Raw genomic sequence first — 19887 nt, forward strand, 5'->3', positions numbered from 1 at the left:
CAAAATCGCTCCCTATATTTTTATTTAATGGTATATCGAACGCCGGTGTAGAACATTCTTCCGGTTATCGGACCCCAAAGTAAGTTGGTGTCAAAGTGATTGCCAAACGGCTCTTCAAATGCCAGGATAGGGTTTTTCTGATAGAAGTTCGTTAAATTTTCTCCCCCCAGATATATCGTAAAGTTTTTTTCTGCGCCAAAGCTTTTGCTAATTTGGGCATTCATGGTAACATAGGCATCCGAATAGCTAGCTAATTGATAGGCAGTAGGGTTGTCTGCTGTAGATGGAAGACGTTTCTCGCCCACTACATTTAAAGTATAGTCGAAACTCCACCCACTGTGTAAGTTGTAGGCCATATTCAGGAATCCTCTATGTTTTGCAGTCAATGGTTTTTGTAAACGGCCTTCGCGATAGTCCGTTTTTACATCCAATAATCTATACGCCAGTCTGGTTTCGAAATGCGGAAGCGGCATAACTCTAAATTCGGCTTGCAAACTATTGGAGTAGGATTTACCGTCTAGGTTATAGAAGGATACTGCTCTGGGATTCTCCCAGTCTATGATGACTTGATTTTGGAAATTGTTATGGAATAGTTCGAGGGATATACCGGACTCTCTGCCGAATAATCGAAAATCCTGATCAACCGTAAACCCCGTATTCCAAGATACTTCTGGTTTTAGTCCATAAGCTGTACCATTTTGATGAGCGAGTTGTCCGTAATCGATCGCACGGCTAGAAGCGAATATACCGAGATTTTCGGCAAAAATATTTGCGGTACGCTGTCCTCTCCCGGTACTCAACCGGAAAGTGGTTGTGCTTCCAGGTGCATAACGCAGCACCGCTCTTGGAGTTGTAAACCAGCCGTAAATCGAGTTGTAATCTTGTCGAAGTCCTAAAACAGCATCAAACTTTTCGTTCGGTGTATAGGTGTATTCTAAAAATGCCCCCGAAACGGTTTCCGTTCTATCGAAAACGTGTTGCAAGATGTTTTCGTTGTACTTATCATAAGATACGGATAGTCCCGCTCTATATTTGTGTTGAACGTTTCCGATAACATCCTGGTAGAGTAAGTTGGCGTATCCGCTATTCTGTTCATTGTCGTATGTTGTTAAGCCGAAGAAACTATTTTGACGAAAATGGGATCCCGATAGTTGTAAACCGATGCTGCGCAGTTTATTGCTTGGAAATACATAACCAATTTTAGCAAAACCTTCTACACGGTCAATGTCGAATCCTAATCCATAATGATTGGTCGTTAATCTATCCGTTTTTTTATCGAAGTCGATTTCTCCACCTGTCCGGTCATCACTCAAATATTTAATGCCGAACTGAGCGATTAATCCTTTTCCATCTTCATAATGCCACCTGTTTATGCCAGAAAAAGTGTTGCCAACAGGCATATCTCTGTAGCCATTGTTGCTGAAATTCATGTTTTTGTTGTACATGAAATTGTCATGTAACAAGAGGCCAACCGACCATTTATCGTTTAGCTTTTGCGCTAGATTTAGATTAACATCCGTACGTCCCATGTTGTTGGCATAGGCATTGAAATACAGGCGGTCTGTTTGGCTTGGTTTTTTCAATTCTACGTTGATCTGTCCGGACATACTCTCAAAGCCATTGGCGACTGAACCCATACCTTTGCTGATTTGTATAGCTTCAATCCAAGGGCCTGCCATACTATTTAATCCCAGCGGAGACGCGAATCCGCGAGGGCCGGGCAGGTTCTCGACCGTTAATTGGGTATAGATGCCGCTTAAACCTAATAGTTGCACTTGTTTTGCACCCGTTACCGCATCGCTCGCTACGACGTCGACGGAGGCATTTGTTTCGAAACTTTCGCTCAGGTCGCAACAAGCGGCTTTAAATAACTCGCGTGCAGTTATTGTTTCCACGCGGTTAGCATTCAACTTATCGACATAGGCTGTACGTTGCCTTCTGGAGACCACCACTTCTCCTAAGATATTATCCTTCGCGCGGATAACCAATATCTCGTGTAGATTTTTGACTTCGATCGTATCTGGCTGCATGCCCGAATAACTCACGACGAGGTGTTTAGCACCGCTTTGATGTTTGATATCAAACACCCCCTCTCCGTTACTTTGGATTTGTGTAGTAGGATTTTCTAGCCAGCGCACGTTTACCCCAGCAATGGGTGTCAGATCTCCGCGGTTATTTTCTTGAACCACTACGCCGCGGATGATATGTTCATGATCGTGATGCGTTGCTTCTTGATCATCGGCTTTTTCTTCGCCAAGCCGGTCGTATAAACAGCATTCGTGTAGGGTCTCGTATACTTCTTGTTCCGCTCTCACCTCATCGGTATCGTGTCCTGCGTCGGCAATAGCTTGTTTAATATTTCTATCGGAAGTGATATCGGGGTTGAAAACCACGGTTGCGAGACCATCCCGCGTATTCCATATGGCTTGTGAAACACCATTTATTTTTGCCGCTTTTTCAATGCGCTGTTTACACATGGCACAGTTTCCGGCCACTTCAAAGGTTATTGTACGTTCTTGCTGTGCGAAACTGACCGCGTACATGCTGATGAAAAATAACGTAATAAGCCCTTTATATATTCGTTTCATGTTTTATCTTTATTTGATTACTGTTAAATGAAGGATATTCACATTCCTATTGTTTCGTTTCAAAGGAATGATAACACATTTTTTAATGCATTAACAGAAAAATCAAATTCGGAAATTACAATGGAGCAGATAAGTTGGAGCCGTCCGAGTGCTAAGTAAATATTGATCCGACCTGGACGGTTGTGTTTTTAACTCATCGAAATACGGCTGGAGAACCGCTAACCAAATTATCGAAAGCGTAGCAGGAGATAATAGGGTGAGGTTAAAAGAAGAAGTTGTGCTTTCCACTTCTTCCTGTCCTTTCGTGAGATCGATTTTGATGTCTTTGCAACAATTATCGGCTTCTATGTCACAAGCATGGGGCGAAACTTGTACTTTTTCATCTCCATGTTGTGCACAAACAGGACAATTTTGATGGTGGTTTTCAACATCTTCTGCTAACATCACAAATGAGCCGGCATGACACTGATGCATGTATACAGTCATTCCTGTACACGTCAAGGTGTAAAAGAATAATATAATGCTGGACAGGATCGCTCTCATGACATACAAAGATACTAAAGATATTTTAGCTGCGGTAAATGTGTTGTAAAAAAAAGAGGTTAAACTATTGGATGTAAGTAAAGAAGATATTAATTTTATAAGCTCATAAGCTAATCGATATGGAACAATTATTAACCGAACCTCGGGTTCTTCTTTTTTTAGCAATATCGTTATTGATTATTGCAGTGGGTATTTTTAAAATATACTCCAGACTACTGCGAGAGCTGTAAGATTTTCTCTTATGCCTGTCTGGAGCCATAAGTCGGACAGGCATAAGAGCGATAAAAAAAGCCTTATGGATTTTTGATACTTTGGATAAACGGAATGATGTTTTCCATAGCATTCTCCTCTTTCAGTAAACGTACAAAAGCACTGCCAATAATAGCTCCTTTCGCGTAAGTTGTCGCCTTCTGGAAGGTATGCTTATCCGAAATACCAAAACCGATCACTAATGGATTCGTTAAATTCATATCTTTCAAGCGTTGAAAATATTGTTCTGCTTGTTCACCTACCTCTAGGTTTTTACCGGTGGTAGCATTGGAGGAAAGTACATAGATAAAACTGTTGGAAAGCTGGTCTATTTTCTTGATCCGTTCTGGCGAAGTTTGTGGCGTAACTAGAAAAATGTTGCTAATGCCGTAGCGCTCGAATATTTCTTGATAGAGCTCTTCGTATTCGTACATGGGTAAGTCGGGTATTATAGCACCGTTTACCCCAACTTCCTGGCAAGATTTGCAAAAGTTTTCGACGCCGTATTGTAAGACTGTATTAAAATATCCCATCATAAAAACGGGAATGCTCACCTTTGATCTTAAGGTTTGTAGTTGTTGAAAAAGCAGTTGGAGTGTCATTCCATTTTTCAGGGCTACTTCTGAACTATGCTGAATCACCGGCCCGTCGGCTACCGGATCCGAATAAGGGAAGCCAATCTCAAGGAAGTCCGCCCCGGCTTGTTCTAGTTTTTCTGCGATAGCTAGGGTACTGTCTAAATGGGGATATCCTGCCGTATAATAGATGGATAGCAGTTCTTTTGATGTGTCGTTTTTAAGAGTATCTTCTACTTGCATGATGTTTAGAATCCAAAATATTTCATATAGTTGTCTAAGTCCTTGTCGCCACGACCCGATAAACAGATCACTACATTCTCATGGCCTTGAAACTTCATTTTTTCTAAATAGGCGAGGGCGTGTGAGCTTTCTATCGCCGGAATTATACCTTCCAATTTGGTGAGTAACAAGCCGGCCTGCATGGCTTCGTCATCGGTAATGCTGACGTATTTTCCGCGGCCGCTTTTATATAGCCATGCATGCTGCGGTCCTATCCCTGGGTAATCTAGCCCGGCAGAAATGGAATAAGGCTCCACGACTTGTCCGTCGTCCGTTTGCATCAGGATCGAGCGGCTACCGTGTAGCACACCTTCTTGGCCCAAAGCTGTTGTCGCGGCAGATTCACCGCTGTTAACTCCTTGTCCGGCAGCCTCCACCGCAATCAGTTGGACGTTTTCATCCTCCAGAAAATGATAAAACATTCCTGCCGCATTCGAACCGCCTCCTACACAAGCGAGCACATAGTCGGGTAAACTATTGCCAGTTTTCTCGGCTAATTGTTTTTTTGCTTCTTCTGATATGATGGATTGGAAACGGGCTACTAAATCGGGGTAAGGATGTGGCCCTACTACCGAGCCGATAATATAATGGGTGTCGACGGGGTTGTTTATCCAGTCCCGTAAGGCTTCATTTGTGGCATCTTTCAGTGTTTTACTCCCAGATTGTGCAGCGACTACGGTGGCTCCCATCATTTTCATGCGCGCCACATTGGGAGCTTGTCGCTGGATATCAATCTCCCCCATATATACCACACATTCCAATCCTTTGAGCGCACAAACGGTGGCTGTAGCTACGCCGTGTTGGCCTGCACCCGTTTCCGCGATAATCCTTTTTTTACCTAATCGTTCGGCTAATAAGATCTGTCCGATCGTATTATTGATCTTATGCGCTCCGGTATGATTTAGATCTTCCCGTTTAAGAAAGATATTTGCGCCGTATCGTGCCGACAAACGTTTCGCCAGATATAGCGGTGAAGGACGCCCAACATAATCTTTAAGCAGATCCTGAAATTCTTGTTGAAAGCTCTCCTCTTGCATGATCTCCAGGTATTTTTTTTGGAGTTCCTCCACATTGGGGTACAACATCTCGGGGATGTAAGCGCCACCAAACGGGCCATAATATCCTTTTTCGTTAACTTGATATTTACTCATGTCTGATTATTTTCAATGCTTGCTGTATTTTTTCAATGTCTTTTAATCCGGGTTGCACCTCGAATTTTGAGTTGATGTCTAGACCAATCATGCGTTCATCGTCCAGTGCTAGTGCTTGGGGAAGATTTACGAGATCCAGCCCGCCGCTTAGGAAATAGGGAATGTCATAAGGATAGGCTTTTAACAAATCCCAGTCGAAAACACGTCCGGTTCCGCCATGTTGTGGACTGTTGGTGTCAAAGAGGAAGTAATCGATAACGCCTACATAGGGCTCCAATGTTTTCCATGCGGTATCTGGATCGATTCCGAACGCTTTGATGACTTCAATCTGCGGTGTTTTTACTTTTTCGCAAAATGTAGGGGTCTCCCGTCCGTGTAATTGTACGGCTTGCAGTCCTTGTGCAATGCGCTCCTCAATAATTGTTTTCTCCGCATTCACGAATACACCGGTTTTTTGTATAGCATCGGGAATTGTGACAGGCGGTAGGCTAGGCGTGTAGCGAGCAGACTTTTCATAAAAGATGAACCCCATGTAATCGATGGGTAGCAACGCGAGTGCCTGGATGTTTTTGGGCTCGCGCATACCACATACTTTTATTTTTAACTTTTTCATGTTAAGCCGAAATCAATTTATGCAAACTTTGGAGCGCCTTTTTTCCAAAAAGTGAAGATTCTGCTTCATAATAACAATCGCCAAAAGTTTTTTCCGGATGTATGGTCTTAATCGCAAAGGCGGCGTTAGTCAATACCACATTGTTTTGTTTTTCATTTCCCTCACCCCCGATTATACGACGAAAAATAGCCGCAGCTTCTTCTACGGTATCGCCACCGGCTAAGTCTGCTGGAACCAATGGCGAAAAACCTAGATCTTCTACTTTGATGTATTTTTCTCCTTGATTATCGATGATTTTAAAATCACCGGTAAGGGATATTTCATCGTAGCCATCTAACGCATGGATGACACTATATTGTTTGTTGGTTTTTTGATAGAGGTAATTATACAGTCGTGCAAGCTCCAAGCTAAACACGCCGACTGCTTGGAATTTGGGGTTGGCTGGATTCGTGAGCGGACCCAACATGTTAAAAAATGTCTTGACGCCGAGTGCTTTACGTATCGGGGCTACCGTTTTCATCGCAGGGTGGAAAAGTGGGGCATGCAAAAAGCAGATGCCGGCTTCATCCAGTTGCCGTTGCAGTTTATCAAAGTCATTGGTAAACGTGTAGCCCAGATATTCCATCACATTGGAGGAACCACATCCCGAGGAAACGCCCACATTACCATGCTTAGCAACGTGGTACCCTGCTCCGGCCACGACAAAGGACGCTAAGGTAGAAATGTTAAAGGTGTTTTTTCCGTCTCCACCGGTACCACATAAATCAATCAGATCGTAACCCGGAAATTCGACTTTGCGGCAAAGGTCATACATCGCGTTACGAAAGCCACTAAGTTCTTCCACGCGTATGCTTCGCATGCCGTAGGTCGTCATAAAGGCGGCGATTTGATGCGAGTCATATTTTCCGGTAGCAATATTAGTGAGGATGTTATATGCTTCTTCCGTTGTAAAGGTTTTATATTCAAATAAATGAGCGAGTATATTTTTCATGCAATTCAAAAAAACAAAAGTCTATAAAAAAGGGCTTGCCTAATCTTTAGGCAAGCCCACTATCTTTTGATGTAAAATTTCAAGCAATAGGTTTTTGCCACAACATTAACTGCTGTGCCACCACCCTGCGCTATTTACATTACCAAAATTCATCTAATTATCTTTCCTTAAAGGCTAAGGAGAACCTCACGGCTCTCGGTTACATTTTTATTACTATACAATAGCAAATGTCTACTATTTGTTAATCAAATGCAAGAAAAAATGTGAAAATTATCGACAAGCACGCTGGGCGTAGGATTAATACGTCACGAAATGCGCTTTATCTCCCTTCGAGACAAGGGTGAACGATGCGATTTTATCTTTGGCTATATAAACCGCTAGCATTTGACGATTTTTGTAACGTAAGAAATACATTTTTTCTGTTGGTTTTCCCTCCGGGTCAATGTCACGCGTATCACGCCGGGACAACGCTTGGAAAGGGATATAAGCAATCTCATTTAAGTTCTTCGGCTGAAGATTAATGCGTATCTCTTCAATACTAGCTTCTAAATAATCGTATTCTTCATCGGTGCTGGTTCGTTCTAGCAATACGTGTTTGCTGAGGATGATATCAGGACGTTGCGTAGCATCAGCGATATCAGCGATAAATGCTTTGATTAGATCAATATCCTCTTGCGTGGTATTTTCAAGGGTTTGCGCGTTGACATGTTGTGAAACAAAACAGAACAGCAAAAAACCCGATATTATTTTTAACATAAAAAGCCTGCTTTTTAGGTAAGACAGCTTTTTAAAGAGAAGGATTAATACCTTCTCTTTTTAATACTCGTCTTCGTTAAAGAAGAAATCGTCTTTTGTTGGATAGTCCGGCCAAATCTCTTCAATGTTTTCGTAGGGTTCTCCGTCATCCTCCAGCGCCTGCAGGTTCTCAATGACCTCAACTGGAGCCCCTGAACGAATACCATAGTCAATTAACTCGTCCTTGGTTGCTGGCCATGGTGCGTCTTCCAAATGTGAAGCAAGTTCTAGTGTCCAATACATATCTACTAATTAAGTGAATCCCTTTTTTCGCAAAAATAACATTATTATCCACTAAATCAAGTCAGACGATTGTTATTTAAAATTTTATAATGTAAATAATTGGATAGCAGGTCAATAAAATTATATATTTTCAAAATCCTTGCCTTTTTCGTTTAGCGCATTTAATCTAGGATGTACCGATTTGATGTCGGGGTTGGCATAATCGTCCTCGATCAAACCATCGCGCATACGAACGATACGATGCGCATGTTGCGCGATGTCCTCTTCGTGTGTGACGAGGATGATCGTGTTTCCCTTGGCGTGGATATCTTCCATCAATCCCATTATTTCAATAGAGGTTTTTGTATCTAGGTTACCGGTTGGCTCGTCCGCCAAAATGATAGCGGGGTCGTTAATCAAGGCGCGTGCTACCGCTACCCGTTGCCGCTGTCCACCAGACAACTCATTCGGCTTATGGTCTACCCGATTGCCAAGTCCTACGTTTTCCAAAGCCTGTAATGCCTTTTCTTCTCGTTTCTTTTTACCATACCCTGCGTAAACTAGGGGAAGCGCGACGTTTTCTAGTGCAGAATTTCTAGGCAAGAGGTTGAACGTCTGGAACACAAAGCCGATCTCTTTGTTGCGGACTTCCGCAAGTTCGTTCTCACTCATTTCAGACACGTTTATGTCGTTAAGTACATATTGTCCTTTGGTCGGCGTATCCAAACAGCCTAAAATATTCATCAACGTTGATTTCCCCGAGCCAGACGGCCCCATCAGCGCCACAAATTCGCCTTTTTTTATGTTTAGAGAAACGGATTTGAGTGCGTGTATTTTTTCCGTTCCAATGATGTATTCTCTTCCAATATCTTCTATCTGAATCAGGTAATGCTCTTCCATTCCTATTGTTTTAACGTGGGGATAAGTTACAATTTATTTGTTACAGATCGTCCATGCTTCTTTCATTTTATGATACACCTCAGTTTCCAGAGATAGGGAGGCGTCTGGTTTATTGGTAATTGGAAAAATGGGCGCTAGTATTTTAACTTGGATAACTCCGGGTCTGGATCCAAAAGTTTTTCCGTCATCCCATAGCAACTGCCAGGCATTTTGAATAACGACTGGAAGGATGGCCGTGTTATTTTCGTAGGCCATTCGGAATGCGCCAGATTTAAAAGAATGCAATACAGGAGGGTAGTTGTCGTCAATTTTCCCTTCGGGAAAAACCGCTAACGATTTACCATCTTTTAGAAGTTCGCAGGAGCGTTGATAGGCTTTAAACGCCGAAATCTTACTCTCGCGTTTGATCGGAATATCAATGGTTTGGAAAAATAAGCGCGTGACGGGGTTTTGAAGAAGCTCTATTTTTCCTAAGAAGGAAAAGGGAGATTTGCATAGGTAATTTAAAACAGTAATGTCCAGGAAAGAGGTATGGTTGGCGCAAAGCACGTAGTTTTTAGACCAGTCAATCGGAGTTTCGTAATTGACCTGGATCCGGATGCCCACCACATATAAACTTGCAAGGCTAATCCATTTTCGAAATGCGACTAATTTGTTGTAATGTTTTGTGGGATCTTTTGCGTAATAGCGTAGCCATGGATAGCCTAAAAAAAAGAAAAATAGGACAGCGGTAAAATATATGTACAGATGTATTTTTCTCAATAACCTGGTCATAGTTAATAAATAGAGACGCCTTTGAAAAAGCGTCTCTACAATAATAAGTTATTATTTGCTTAATTCAGCATAGTATTTAAAGAATAACGGAATCGTCTCAATGCCTTTCAAGTAATTCGCAATATCGTATTTTTCATTAGGTGAGTGTAAATTATCACTATCTAATCCAAAGCCCAACAAAACCGTTTTTACGTGTAGCTCTTTTTCGAATAAAGCAACGATGGGAATAGAGCCGCCACCACGCGTCGGTATAGGCTTCTTATTAAAGGCCTCTTCCAGTGCTTTTTCAGCTGCCAGGTAGGCAATACTATCGGTCGGTGTCACGACGGGTTCGCCTCCGTGATGCGGAGTTACCTTGACTTTTACGTAGGGAGGAGCTATGCCCTCAAAATGAGTTTTGAAGAGTTGAGTTATTTTTTCGGAATTTTGATTAGGAACCAAACGCATCGATATTTTAGCGTAGGCTTTAGAAGGTAATACTGTTTTTGCCCCTTCGCCGATATAACCGCCCCACAGACCATTCACTTCCAAGGTTGGGCGGATGCCGGTACGTTCAATCGTTGTATAACCTTTTCCCCCCCAAACCTCATCTACACCTAAATCTGTTTTGTAAGCTTCTATATCAAATGGAGCCTTATTCAAAGCCTCTCGCTCTTTTTGACTCAATTCAACCACATCATCATAAAAGCCGGGGATAGCAATGTGGTTGTTTTCATCATGTAAGGATGCTATAAGTTTGGCAAGAATCGTTGCGGGATTCGCTATAGCGCCACCATAAACTCCCGAATGTAAATCGCGATTCGGTCCCGTTACTTCTACTTCTACATAAGAAAGTCCACGTAATCCCGTTTCCAAAGAAGGTTGTTCTAAACTGATCATGGACGTATCTGATATCACGATAACATCATTTTTCAAGCGCTCCTTATTCGCTTTTACAAAAGCACCTAAATTAGACGAACCCACTTCTTCCTCACCTTCGATCATAAATTTGACGTTACACGATAAGGCGTTGTTTTTCGTCATGTATTCAAAAGCTTTGATATGCATATAGAATTGTCCCTTATCGTCGGCAGCTCCTCTTGCATAAATTTTTCCATTGCGGATAGTAGGTTCGAAAGGCGGGGTATCCCATAATTCCAACGGATCGGCCGGCTGCACATCATAATGTCCGTACACTAAAACGGTCGGCAAAGAAGGATCCACGATTTTTTCTCCGTAAACAATAGGATTTCCGGCTGTCGGGCATACTTCTACGTTATTTGCACCGGCCTCTTTCAGTTTTTCCGCAACGAAGTTGGCGGTTTTCAGGATGTCGTCTTTATATTTAGAATCGGCGCTTATGGATGGGAAGCGCAATAACGCGAATAATTCTTCTAAAAATCTATCCTTGTTTGATTGGATATATTCATTTACTGTCAGCATAATGTTGTGTTTTTGCAAAGTTACCTAATTTTTTACCAATCTTAACTCTATGACACCGCGTAAAAAAATGCTAAAGAATTCTATTATATGTGAATTTTTGCAGATTTTATTTAGCTTTGATCAAACTTTATTTTGTGAAAATTAGCTGCCAATTTGATGAAAATACTACCTGTCCTACTTTTTGTATACTCCCTGTTTCTACATTTTAATTACTTATATGCGCAGACGGAAATTAGGGGTCGGGTATTGGACGAAGCAGACCAAACCGCGCTGACGAATGCGACGATTATGCTGTTACAGGCGAAAGATTCTATACTAGTTGGGCATACTAGGGCAGGGGAAGATGGCCAGTTCAAACTCGCCACGACGGATACCATACCTTATTTACTTCTTGTAAGTTATCCTAAGTACGGTGATTATTATAAACAACTGGAGGGTGGAGGCGAGGCGCATTTGGGCGATATCAAATTGACTAGCGTTAGTCATCTCCTGGAAGAGGTTATTGTAACGGGTAGAATCCCGGTGGTCATCAAAGGGGATACAACGGAATATGATGCATCAAGTTTCGTGGTGGAGAAAAACGCGAAAGTAGAAGATTTATTAAAGGTGCTGCCCGGTATTTCGGTAGACGCCGACGGAAAAATAACTGCCCAGGGAAAGACTGTTGAGAAAGTATTGGTGGATGGCGAGGAGTTTTTTGGCGATGATCCGACGCTTGTGACGCGTAATATTCGTTCGGATATGGTGGATAAAGTGCAGTTATATGAAAAAAAATCAGAAGAAGCGGAACGGACGGGGGTAGACGATGGAGAACGCATACAAACGCTCAATGTAAAGCTAAAAGAGGACGCCAAAAAAGGGATGTTTGGGAAAGTAGAGGGAGCAGGGGGAACGGATGATTTTTATCTAGGGAAACTTGCGCTCAATAAATTCAACGGTAGTCAGAAAATTGGCGCTTATCTTATGGGAGCTAATGATGGTAATATCAGCTTAAATTGGCAGGAAGCCGAGAAATTTGGTATGTCGACGATGGAAACTGGGGTGACAGATGGTGGTGAGATGTATTTTTACTCCTCGGGTGATAGTTTCGATCGGTGGGATGGTAAAGGCCGCCCTCAAGCATTGAGCACGGGTGTAAGTTTCTTGGATGCTTGGAAAGAAAATAAACATAAGCTGAACGGGAGTTATAAATATGGCATGATTCAAAATGAGGTAGGGGAGAGCACCCTATCGAGAAATAGTTTGCCGAATGATGAAGAATTGAACACGTCCAGCACCTCCAATCGGGAGACGGACGCCCGCAGGCATCGTTTTAACACGAAATACGACCTGAAAATCGATTCCCTGACGACACTTACACTAAATTTATCTGCATCAAAAGGTAGATCAGAATCTAATAGCCATACCACCGCCTCATCTTGGAACCAGGTTGGAGAGATGATAAATCAAAATGAAAGAGCGGAAAGTTCCGTGTCTGACAATACGGACTTAAATTACCGTGGCTATCTTACGAGGCGCTTCAAAAAAACGGGGCGTTCTATCTCTTTCCGGTTTGGTGGGAACGTGAGTGATAATAAAGGTACTGGCTTTTTAAATTCAACCCTTAACACGTATGATGAAGAAGGAAATATGCTAAAGGATACGACCGATCAGCTAAAAGAAATGAATCGCCAATCAAATAGTATATCTAGCTCATTGACTTATACCGAGCCGATTACATCTAAACTGAACTCTTCTGTTGGATATGAATACAATAGCTCCCGTGCGCATGCGATCAACAACTCTTTCAACTATGATGGTAACGGGACGTACACGGATTTCGATAACGAGTTCAGTAGCGATTTTAATTTCAATACCGTTAGACATGCCGTAAACCTTGCGTTGAATTACAAACTGGAAAAGTTTGAAGCGAATTTTACGAACAACTTTCGGAGCGACGATATGTTTCAACAAAATAACTATGAGGACCTGCGGGCGAACCGCGACTTTTTTACCTACAACCCTTCGGCGCGGTTACGTTATAATCTTAAGGGAAATAGAAGAATCGGGTTCCATTATAACCATTCCAACAGCCTTCCTTCGCTGTCGCAGATCCAACCACTTCGGCAGAATCAAGATCCATTAAATATCGTTGTCGGGAATGAAGATTTGACTCCCGCACGCAACGACCGTTATAATATGTATTACAGCAACTATAATATGATGAAGGGCACCAATTTATATGTTGATATGGAGTGGGGACAAACTAGGAACGCGATCCAACAGAATGTAATGATCGAAAATGGCGTGCGGACTTTATTTTATGAAAATTTGGATGGATACGTAACCAATAATGGGCGGATATGGTTGGGTGGCGGTTTTGATGTTAGTAAGAAAATGCAGTTGAAAGCACGTATTTCCGGAGATGGAAGTTACAACAATTATTACAATTATATAAATGCTCAATTAAATGAGAATACGAACTATAATTACGCTTTGGGCTTGAACCTTTCCAAGAATACAACCAAGAAGATCGATTTCAACATCGGATTCCATCCAGGTTGGCGGCTGATGGAAACTTCGCTGCAACCCGAATTAAATAGTTCCGGGTTTGTTTACCGTACTAATGTTTGGTACTCCTGGAAGTTGCCGTGGAAACTGAGTTTATATGGCGATATGTCGTATAATTATGAGGCGCCAACGAAAGCACTTAATGAGAAGTTTGAGCTTTTGTTGTTCAAACCAGGGGTGTCCAAGAAGTTTTTAAAAGACGAAAGCCTTGTCGTGGATATCTACGTCAACGATATTTTTAACCAAAATAAGGGTTTTAGAAGATTTCAATCTGGCAGTATGATTTCACAAAATACATATAATACGATATCGCGGTATTTCATGTTCAAAGTCAGCTGGGATTTTACGTCCATGAAAGGAGGAAAAGAATAATGAAAATAGGAATTTATCTCATACTGGTGGTTGTGTCCATTTTTGCCGCAGGTACAACCAACGCACAGCACGCATATTTCCCGACAGAAGGTACTATTCTTTACGATAAGACGGTACATGTCAAGAATCTGTTGAAGAGGCACATTTCCAGTTTAAAAGATGATGATTTTAGTAAGAAATATTATCAGGAAATGGTCGATAGGGTTTCTGAAACCGCGGTATTGAAAAAGAAAGTTTCCTTTCGAGGGACAGAAATGAGTTTGGAGAGTGTAAAAGAAACGTATGATCCTTTTCTTACCAATCTACTAAAATCGGGCTTGCTGGATTATCAACAGACACTCTATCAGGATTTTTCAAAATCCGTTTCCAAATCGACCTTTGAATTAGGTGGATCATCTGTGCTCATCCAAGACTCGCTACTTCAGGTCAAGTGGAAGATAACGAACGAGTACCGCAATATAGCGGGATATGATTGTCGGAGAGCAAATGGGGTAACGCTGGACTCTGTATATGTCGTTGCTTTCTATACAGATCAGATTCCATTGTCTGCCGGACCGGGTACTGTACATGGTCTTCCTGGAATGATTCTGGGTCTAGTTGTACCGGAACAGCATTTCAATATTTACGCTACCGATGTTAAGTTTGCCTCCCCAGAGATAAAAACAGTCGCGGTTAGAAAAAGAGATCAACCTATGACGCGGCTAGAAGCGCGTAGTCGGTTTAGGGATATTTTTGGGCGTTGGATGAGTGATCAACAGTTTAATCTACTGTTGGCGGGCATGTTTTTATAAATGTGAATTACGATATAAAAAAGAGGCAGTCTAAAATAGACTGCCTCTTTTTGCCGGCGAAAAGCCAAAAGACTATTTCTCGGAATTTTTCTTCGCCGTAACTTCGTTACGAATTTCTTGAGCTAGGGTTTTGATTTCTTGAAGGCCTTTACGTACACGTGTTCCCGCAGCAGAATTACCGTTGTTAAAGAACTTATCTGCATCTGCTTCGATAGATGCTACTAAATCTTTCAGTTTGTTGTAGTTTTCCATTTTTTTAAAAATAAATTAGTTTTTATGAATATTATATTTTAAGCTTATTATAAATACAAGCTAAATATACAAAAACAACGTTTTAAAGCACAATTTTTGTATTAAAATCGAAAAATAAATTTCGTTTAACAATTATTCCACAATTTTCAGCTCGTTCATGATGTGCTGCGCATCGGCAAATTTATCAATGACGAACAACACATAACGGATGTCGACAGAGATGGTGCGCTGCAACACCGGATCAAAGATTACGTCGCCCGCCATGGCTTCGATGTTCCCATCAAAAGCTAAACCGATGAGTTCTCCATTCCCGTTTAATACCGGTGATCCCGAATTACCACCGGTAATATCCTGATCACTCAGGAAATTTACCGGCATATATCCTGCTTTGTCCGCATATCGTCCGTAGTCTTTTGCTTCGTATAAATCTATTAAACGTTTTGGAAGATCAAACTCCTCGTCGCCCGGCTGATATTTTGCAATTGTACCTTTTAATGTCGTGTAGTTATTGATTTTGGCATCATTACTTGGATCTTTGGGAAGCGCCCGGATGGTTCCATAAGTTAATCGCAAGGTAGAGTTGGCATCCGGATAGTACTTGCCGTTTGGATTTGCTTCCAATGTACCCGCAATATACTTACGATAAGCAGACTGAAATTTGTCGTCTAACAGTTCGATTTCCGGTGTACGCTCACGGTATTTGTCCAGTAACGCACTAGAAAGCTGGTATAGCGGATCTTGGTCTATCACTTCTGTAGCCGGATTAGCTAAAAAAGAACGTAGCTTGTCCGCTGATGCAAAAATACTTTGGTCAAAAGCCGTTTGAATTTCTGTTTTGAAATTGCCGTTATTTTTGGTAGCTAATTCTTGTATGTATGGAGCAATATTACCCGCTTTTGCTGCATAAAGGTTCAGTTCGTCAGACAGGACATCAACCTCTAGGGGGAGATATAGGTTTTCAAATGTTTCTGTGATGGCACTTTCTAGGCGCGGGCGTCTATCGGCGCGTTCTTTTTCGTTGGCAGCGGCGTACTGTTTTAAAGCGTTTCCAAGACTATAGGGGAGCGGTGCAAACGTCGAGGAGCGAAGCATACCGATCAGATAATTATCGTGTTTCGCTTTTTCATTGGTCGCGGCATAATACGCATTGATATCATCAAGTACATGTCCATACTTAGTCCGATTGGCCTTTTTGTTTGCCCATTTTTGGAATTTTCTTTCCTGTTTTCGTTTGCTCGCAGCAGTACGGTGTTTCGTTAGCGCATCAATCATGCCCTGACGGTTTTTCCAATAGTTTGCCACACTGGAGTAGGTCGAAGCATAATTTAATTTTACCGCTTGGTCATTGTCCATGTGTTTTTTCATCGCATCCATCCCTACTTTGGAGGCCTCTACCCAGGCGGGGTACGCATATTGCACATTTTGGTCAATTCCTGCCGCAGGCATCCAACGGTTTGTACGCCCCGGGTAACCTAAAATCATCGAGAAGTCGCCTTCTTGGAAGCCTTTAATGCTGATCGGTAAGAAATGCCGAGGTGTTAGCGGGACATTATCTTCGGAATAAGGAGCAGGGTTGCCTTCTTTATCTGCATACACGCGAAAAACCGAAAAATCGCCGGTGTGCCGAGGCCATTCCCAGTTATCGGTGTCTCCACCAAATTTCCCAATGCTGTTAGGAGGGGTTCCTACTAAACGTACATCGGTATAATCTTGATAAACGAAGTAATAATATTCGTTGCCGTTGTAGAAGGATTTTACGGAAACAATATATTTGCCGTCTTCACTATTTTCTTGTTCGATTTTTGCGATTTCTTGATTGACGATCTTTTCTCGCTCTTTTTCACTCATCTGATCATTCACCAGATTCAATATACGCTGCGTAACATCGTCCATCCGGACAAAGAACCGTACATACAAGGATTTTGGTTTCAACTCTTCTGCTAGCGATTTCGCCCAAAAACCATCTGTTAGGTAATCATTTTCCGGTGAGGAGAGTTCTGCAATTGCTCCGTAGCCACAATGGTGATTCGTAAATACGAGTCCTTTCCCCGAAACGATTTCCGCTGTACAGCCTCCATTAAATTGCACGATGGCATCCTTCAAGGAGGAATTATTGATGCTATATATTTCTTCGGCTGTCAGTTTCAGCCCTTTTTTTTGCATGTCCGCTTCATTCAAGCGTTTTAGATGCATTAAAAACCACATTCCCTCATCGGCGAACGTAGTCATACTCACAGCCGTGAGTACTATGAAAATCCAAATTTTCTTCATATCCAACCAGTTTTTGATAGGCAAAGTTGGCGTATTTATCGTAAACTAGCAAGCAGCAATTTATTCTTAAATCTTTTTTTGTAGAGGAGAGAGCCACATCCCGAACGTAGGCAGCTGTAGAAAGCGCCTTTGCCATCAAAAGTGGACGCAGAAATTACTATCTTTGTTCAATGGCATCATTTGAAGATTTCAAGCTCAACAAACAATTGCAGAACGCGATTGCTGAAGCGGGTTATACGGTTCCCACGGAAATTCAACGAAAAGCAATAACACCTATTCTCGCGGGGCAGGATGTTATGGGGATTGCGCAAACGGGCACCGGAAAAACTGCTGCGTTTGTGCTGCCGATGTTGATGAAACTGAAATACGCACAAGGCGAAGATCCACGTGCGTTGATATTGTCCCCGACACGAGAGCTGGCCATGCAAATTGAAGAACATATTCGTTTGTTCTCCACCTCTCTTGATCTGCGCACGGTTGTACTATACGGCGGTTTGGGACCGAAGACGCAAAAGGAGCAATTAGCAAAGGGATGTGATATTATTGTAGCAACCCCGGGGCGCTTCCTCGACCTCTATCTGGACGGAGACATTCATACCAAGTCATTAAAGTTTCTGGTGATGGATGAAGCCGATAAAATGATGGATATGGGTTTTATTGGTAAGATCCACAGGATATTGGAGGTGGTGCCACGCAAGCGGCAAAATCTTCTTTTTTCTGCCACGATGAGCGAGCTCGTTCGCAAGATAGCGGGTGACTTTTTGGCCTTCCCGACAACGATCGAGGTGACTGAACAAGCTACGCCGGCGCAAACGGTAACGCAGACACTTTATGAAGTGCCTAACCTGAAGACCAAGCTCAATCTCCTGCAATACCTTTTGAAAGATGACACATCATTTCATCGCATTATTGTCTTCTGCAAAACAAAGACGGTTGCAGATAACGTTTTCCATTATTTAGAACGAAAATACGGGCAAGAACAAGTAAGGGTTATCCACGCGAATAAGGGGCAGAATACGCGTATAAACTCGATTAACTCCTTTAAGGAGGGAAATATTCGGATCCTAGTGGCCACGGATGTCGCTGCACGTGGTTTGGACGTTTCCAACGTGAGTCATGTGTTTAATTTTGATGTGCCGATCGTTATCGAAGATTATGTACATCGCATTGGACGTACTGGAAGAGCGTACAATAACGGTGATGCCATAACCTTTTGCAATCCGGCTGAAAAGTATTATATCCATAAAATAGAAAAACTGATCCGACAGAAAATACCTGTAACGCCTATTCCGGACGAAGTTTTTCTTGAAAAAACAGACTTTAGAGAAGCCCAGGACATTGCACGTGAAATTGACAGTCAAAAACGGAAGGAGGATCCGGATTTTAAAGGAGCCTTCCACGAGAAGAAGCATACATTGAAAGAGAATTCCCGTCAGAAAAAACCGGGAGGAGGGAAGGTCGGGGCTAAAGGTAAGTCAGCTAAATTTAGAAAGCGATAATTTTGCATGAAACTTACTCCCTTAAATATCACCTTAGCCTGTGTGCTGGTCTGGGTTATCTCCGAGCTAAATTTGGACACCGAAATGACATTCTCATGGGGCTGGTTAATTGCACTATGCGTAATTTTGTCGCTTATAGATTTGGGTTTTCGTATGATTTTTAAAGATTTGAAAAAGCTCTGGTTTACACAAATTGCATTTATACTGGTAGTGGGGATGTTGATGGTGTTGATACGGGTGGTGTAGAAGGTATAAGGAAGTGGTGATAGATAAAATTCAAAAATGAAACAAGCAGAAATAAAACTTAACGTCATATTAGACGAACAGAATGTTCCGGAACGTATTGATTGGTCGTCGACCGATGGAGAGAGCTCCGAAGAGATGCCTTCGAAAGCGATGTTTTTAGCGCTTTGGGATGCGCAATATAAGAACTCTTTACGTATTGATTTGTGGACGAAAGATATGCCATACGATGAAATGAAACGTTTTTTCTACGAGACATTGCAAACGCTAGGCGATTCTTTCCTTCGGGCGGCTGGCGGTGATCCGATGGCGGATAAAGTCATTGGTGATTTACGTGATTATTGCGCTCATTTTGCTGAAAAGATGGAAGTTTTGGAGGAACAAAAATGAACTATTTCTTAGTCAAATCCGAACCGTTTAAATACAGCTGGGAACAATTTAATGAAGACGGAGAGACGTTTTGGGACGGGGTACGCAATTACCAAGCCCGGAACAATCTGAAAGCCATGAAAAAAGGTGACCTCGTCTTGTTCTACCATAGTAATGAGGGTAAAGAAGTGGTGGGGATAGCGAAGGTGGTTAAGGAATTTTATCAAGACCCTACTACGGATGACGAACGCTGGGTAGTAGTGGATTTAGCTCCGGTCGAAACGCTTAAAAAGCCGGTCACGTTGGAAGAGGTGAAAGCGGATCATCTTTTGCAAGATATTGCGTTAGTACGCCAAGGACGCTTGTCGGTTATGCCTTTAAAAGCGGAAGAATTTGATCGTATCGTAGAACTTGGAAATGGGTAATTTGTCACGC

At 42.2% G+C, this 19887-nt stretch carries 19 protein-coding genes; 6 read left to right on the top strand and 13 right to left on the bottom strand.

What is annotated here, in order from left to right; translation table 11 throughout:
* Nucleotides 1-20 precede the first annotated feature (20 nt).
* The 11 genes from LKO28_RS09460 to LKO28_RS09510 all read right to left on the bottom strand — a co-directional run bounded on the left by LKO28_RS09460 (nucleotide 21) and on the right by LKO28_RS09510 (nucleotide 11105).
* Nucleotides 21-2588: a TonB-dependent receptor domain-containing protein gene (locus LKO28_RS09460; protein WP_227694558.1), complete on the bottom strand. Its 2568-nt coding sequence runs from the start codon at nucleotides 2586-2588 to the stop codon at nucleotides 21-23.
* A 102-nt stretch (nucleotides 2589-2690) separates the two neighbouring features.
* Nucleotides 2691-3074: a hypothetical protein gene (locus LKO28_RS09465; RefSeq protein ID WP_227694559.1), complete on the bottom strand. Its 384-nt coding sequence runs from the start codon at nucleotides 3072-3074 to the stop codon at nucleotides 2691-2693.
* 350 nt (nucleotides 3075-3424) lie between these two features.
* Nucleotides 3425-4198, bottom strand: coding sequence for a tryptophan synthase subunit alpha (gene trpA, locus LKO28_RS09470; RefSeq protein WP_227694560.1), 774 nt, complete (start codon nucleotides 4196-4198; stop codon nucleotides 3425-3427).
* A gap of 5 nt (nucleotides 4199-4203) precedes the next feature.
* Nucleotides 4204-5388 (bottom strand): tryptophan synthase subunit beta, encoded by a 1185-nt coding sequence (gene trpB / locus LKO28_RS09475; protein ID WP_227694561.1) that lies wholly within the window; start codon nucleotides 5386-5388, stop codon nucleotides 4204-4206.
* A complete protein-coding gene (locus tag LKO28_RS09480) occupies nucleotides 5381-6001 on the bottom strand; it encodes a phosphoribosylanthranilate isomerase (protein ID WP_227694562.1) in 621 nt (206 codons plus the stop codon). The genes trpB and LKO28_RS09480 overlap by 8 nt, the downstream gene beginning before the upstream one ends.
* Before the next feature lies 1 nt (nucleotide 6002).
* A complete protein-coding gene (gene trpD, locus LKO28_RS09485; RefSeq protein WP_227694563.1) occupies nucleotides 6003-6992 on the bottom strand; it encodes an anthranilate phosphoribosyltransferase in 990 nt (329 codons plus the stop codon).
* A gap of 297 nt (nucleotides 6993-7289) precedes the next feature.
* The gene (locus LKO28_RS09490; protein ID WP_227694564.1) at nucleotides 7290-7748 is read right to left on the bottom strand and encodes a hypothetical protein; all 459 of its coding nucleotides are present in this window, start codon (nucleotides 7746-7748) and stop codon (nucleotides 7290-7292) included.
* A 60-nt stretch (nucleotides 7749-7808) separates the two neighbouring features.
* Nucleotides 7809-8030: a DUF2795 domain-containing protein gene (locus LKO28_RS09495; RefSeq protein WP_017258669.1), complete on the bottom strand. Its 222-nt coding sequence runs from the start codon at nucleotides 8028-8030 to the stop codon at nucleotides 7809-7811.
* A 120-nt stretch (nucleotides 8031-8150) separates the two neighbouring features.
* Entirely contained in the window at nucleotides 8151-8909 is a 759-nt protein-coding gene (locus LKO28_RS09500; RefSeq protein WP_317206625.1) for an ABC transporter ATP-binding protein, read from the bottom strand.
* 33 nt (nucleotides 8910-8942) lie between these two features.
* Nucleotides 8943-9683 (bottom strand): lysophospholipid acyltransferase family protein, encoded by a 741-nt coding sequence (locus LKO28_RS09505; RefSeq protein ID WP_227694565.1) that lies wholly within the window; start codon nucleotides 9681-9683, stop codon nucleotides 8943-8945.
* A 51-nt stretch (nucleotides 9684-9734) separates the two neighbouring features.
* The gene (locus LKO28_RS09510) at nucleotides 9735-11105 is read right to left on the bottom strand and encodes a dipeptidase (RefSeq protein ID WP_227694566.1); all 1371 of its coding nucleotides are present in this window, start codon (nucleotides 11103-11105) and stop codon (nucleotides 9735-9737) included.
* Nucleotides 11106-11261: 156 nt separating this feature from the next.
* On the opposite strand from LKO28_RS09510, the gene LKO28_RS09515 reads away from it, so the two are divergent.
* Together LKO28_RS09515 and LKO28_RS09520 are read left to right on the top strand one after the other, a co-directional pair.
* Nucleotides 11262-14027: an outer membrane beta-barrel protein gene (locus LKO28_RS09515; protein WP_227694567.1), complete on the top strand. Its 2766-nt coding sequence runs from the start codon at nucleotides 11262-11264 to the stop codon at nucleotides 14025-14027.
* Nucleotides 14027-14818 carry a GLPGLI family protein gene (locus tag LKO28_RS09520; RefSeq protein WP_227694568.1) on the top strand — a complete coding sequence of 264 codons (792 nt, stop codon included), beginning with the start codon at nucleotides 14027-14029 and terminating at the stop codon, nucleotides 14816-14818. Before LKO28_RS09515 ends, LKO28_RS09520 begins: the two co-directional genes overlap by 1 nt.
* A 72-nt stretch (nucleotides 14819-14890) precedes the next feature.
* Here LKO28_RS09520 and LKO28_RS09525 read toward each other — a convergent pair whose 3' ends face one another.
* A complete protein-coding gene (locus LKO28_RS09525) occupies nucleotides 14891-15070 on the bottom strand; it encodes a histone H1 (protein WP_227694569.1) in 180 nt (59 codons plus the stop codon).
* A 132-nt stretch (nucleotides 15071-15202) separates the two neighbouring features.
* The gene (locus tag LKO28_RS09530) at nucleotides 15203-17341 is read right to left on the bottom strand and encodes a S46 family peptidase (RefSeq protein WP_227694570.1); all 2139 of its coding nucleotides are present in this window, start codon (nucleotides 17339-17341) and stop codon (nucleotides 15203-15205) included.
* A gap of 170 nt (nucleotides 17342-17511) precedes the next feature.
* Here LKO28_RS09530 and LKO28_RS09535 point away from each other — a divergent pair, with 170 nt between their 5' ends.
* From LKO28_RS09535 to LKO28_RS09550, 4 genes are read left to right on the top strand one after another with little or no spacing between them, the layout of a single operon-like run.
* Nucleotides 17512-18840 (top strand): DEAD/DEAH box helicase, encoded by a 1329-nt coding sequence (locus LKO28_RS09535; protein WP_227694571.1) that lies wholly within the window; start codon nucleotides 17512-17514, stop codon nucleotides 18838-18840.
* Nucleotides 18841-18846: 6 nt separating this feature from the next.
* Complete coding sequence (locus tag LKO28_RS09540; protein WP_227694572.1) at nucleotides 18847-19086, top strand: hypothetical protein; 240 nt, start codon at nucleotides 18847-18849, stop codon at nucleotides 19084-19086.
* Nucleotides 19087-19122: 36 nt separating this feature from the next.
* A complete protein-coding gene (gene gldC / locus LKO28_RS09545; RefSeq protein ID WP_227694573.1) occupies nucleotides 19123-19473 on the top strand; it encodes a gliding motility protein GldC in 351 nt (116 codons plus the stop codon).
* On the top strand, nucleotides 19470-19877 hold the full coding sequence (locus LKO28_RS09550; RefSeq protein WP_227694574.1) for an EVE domain-containing protein: 408 nt from the start codon (nucleotides 19470-19472) through the stop codon (nucleotides 19875-19877). Before gldC ends, LKO28_RS09550 begins: the two co-directional genes overlap by 4 nt.
* Nucleotides 19878-19887 lie beyond the last annotated feature (10 nt).

The sequence above is a fragment of the Sphingobacterium sp. FBM7-1 genome, from assembly GCF_020687765.1.
GTDB lineage: Bacteria > Bacteroidota > Bacteroidia > Sphingobacteriales > Sphingobacteriaceae > Sphingobacterium.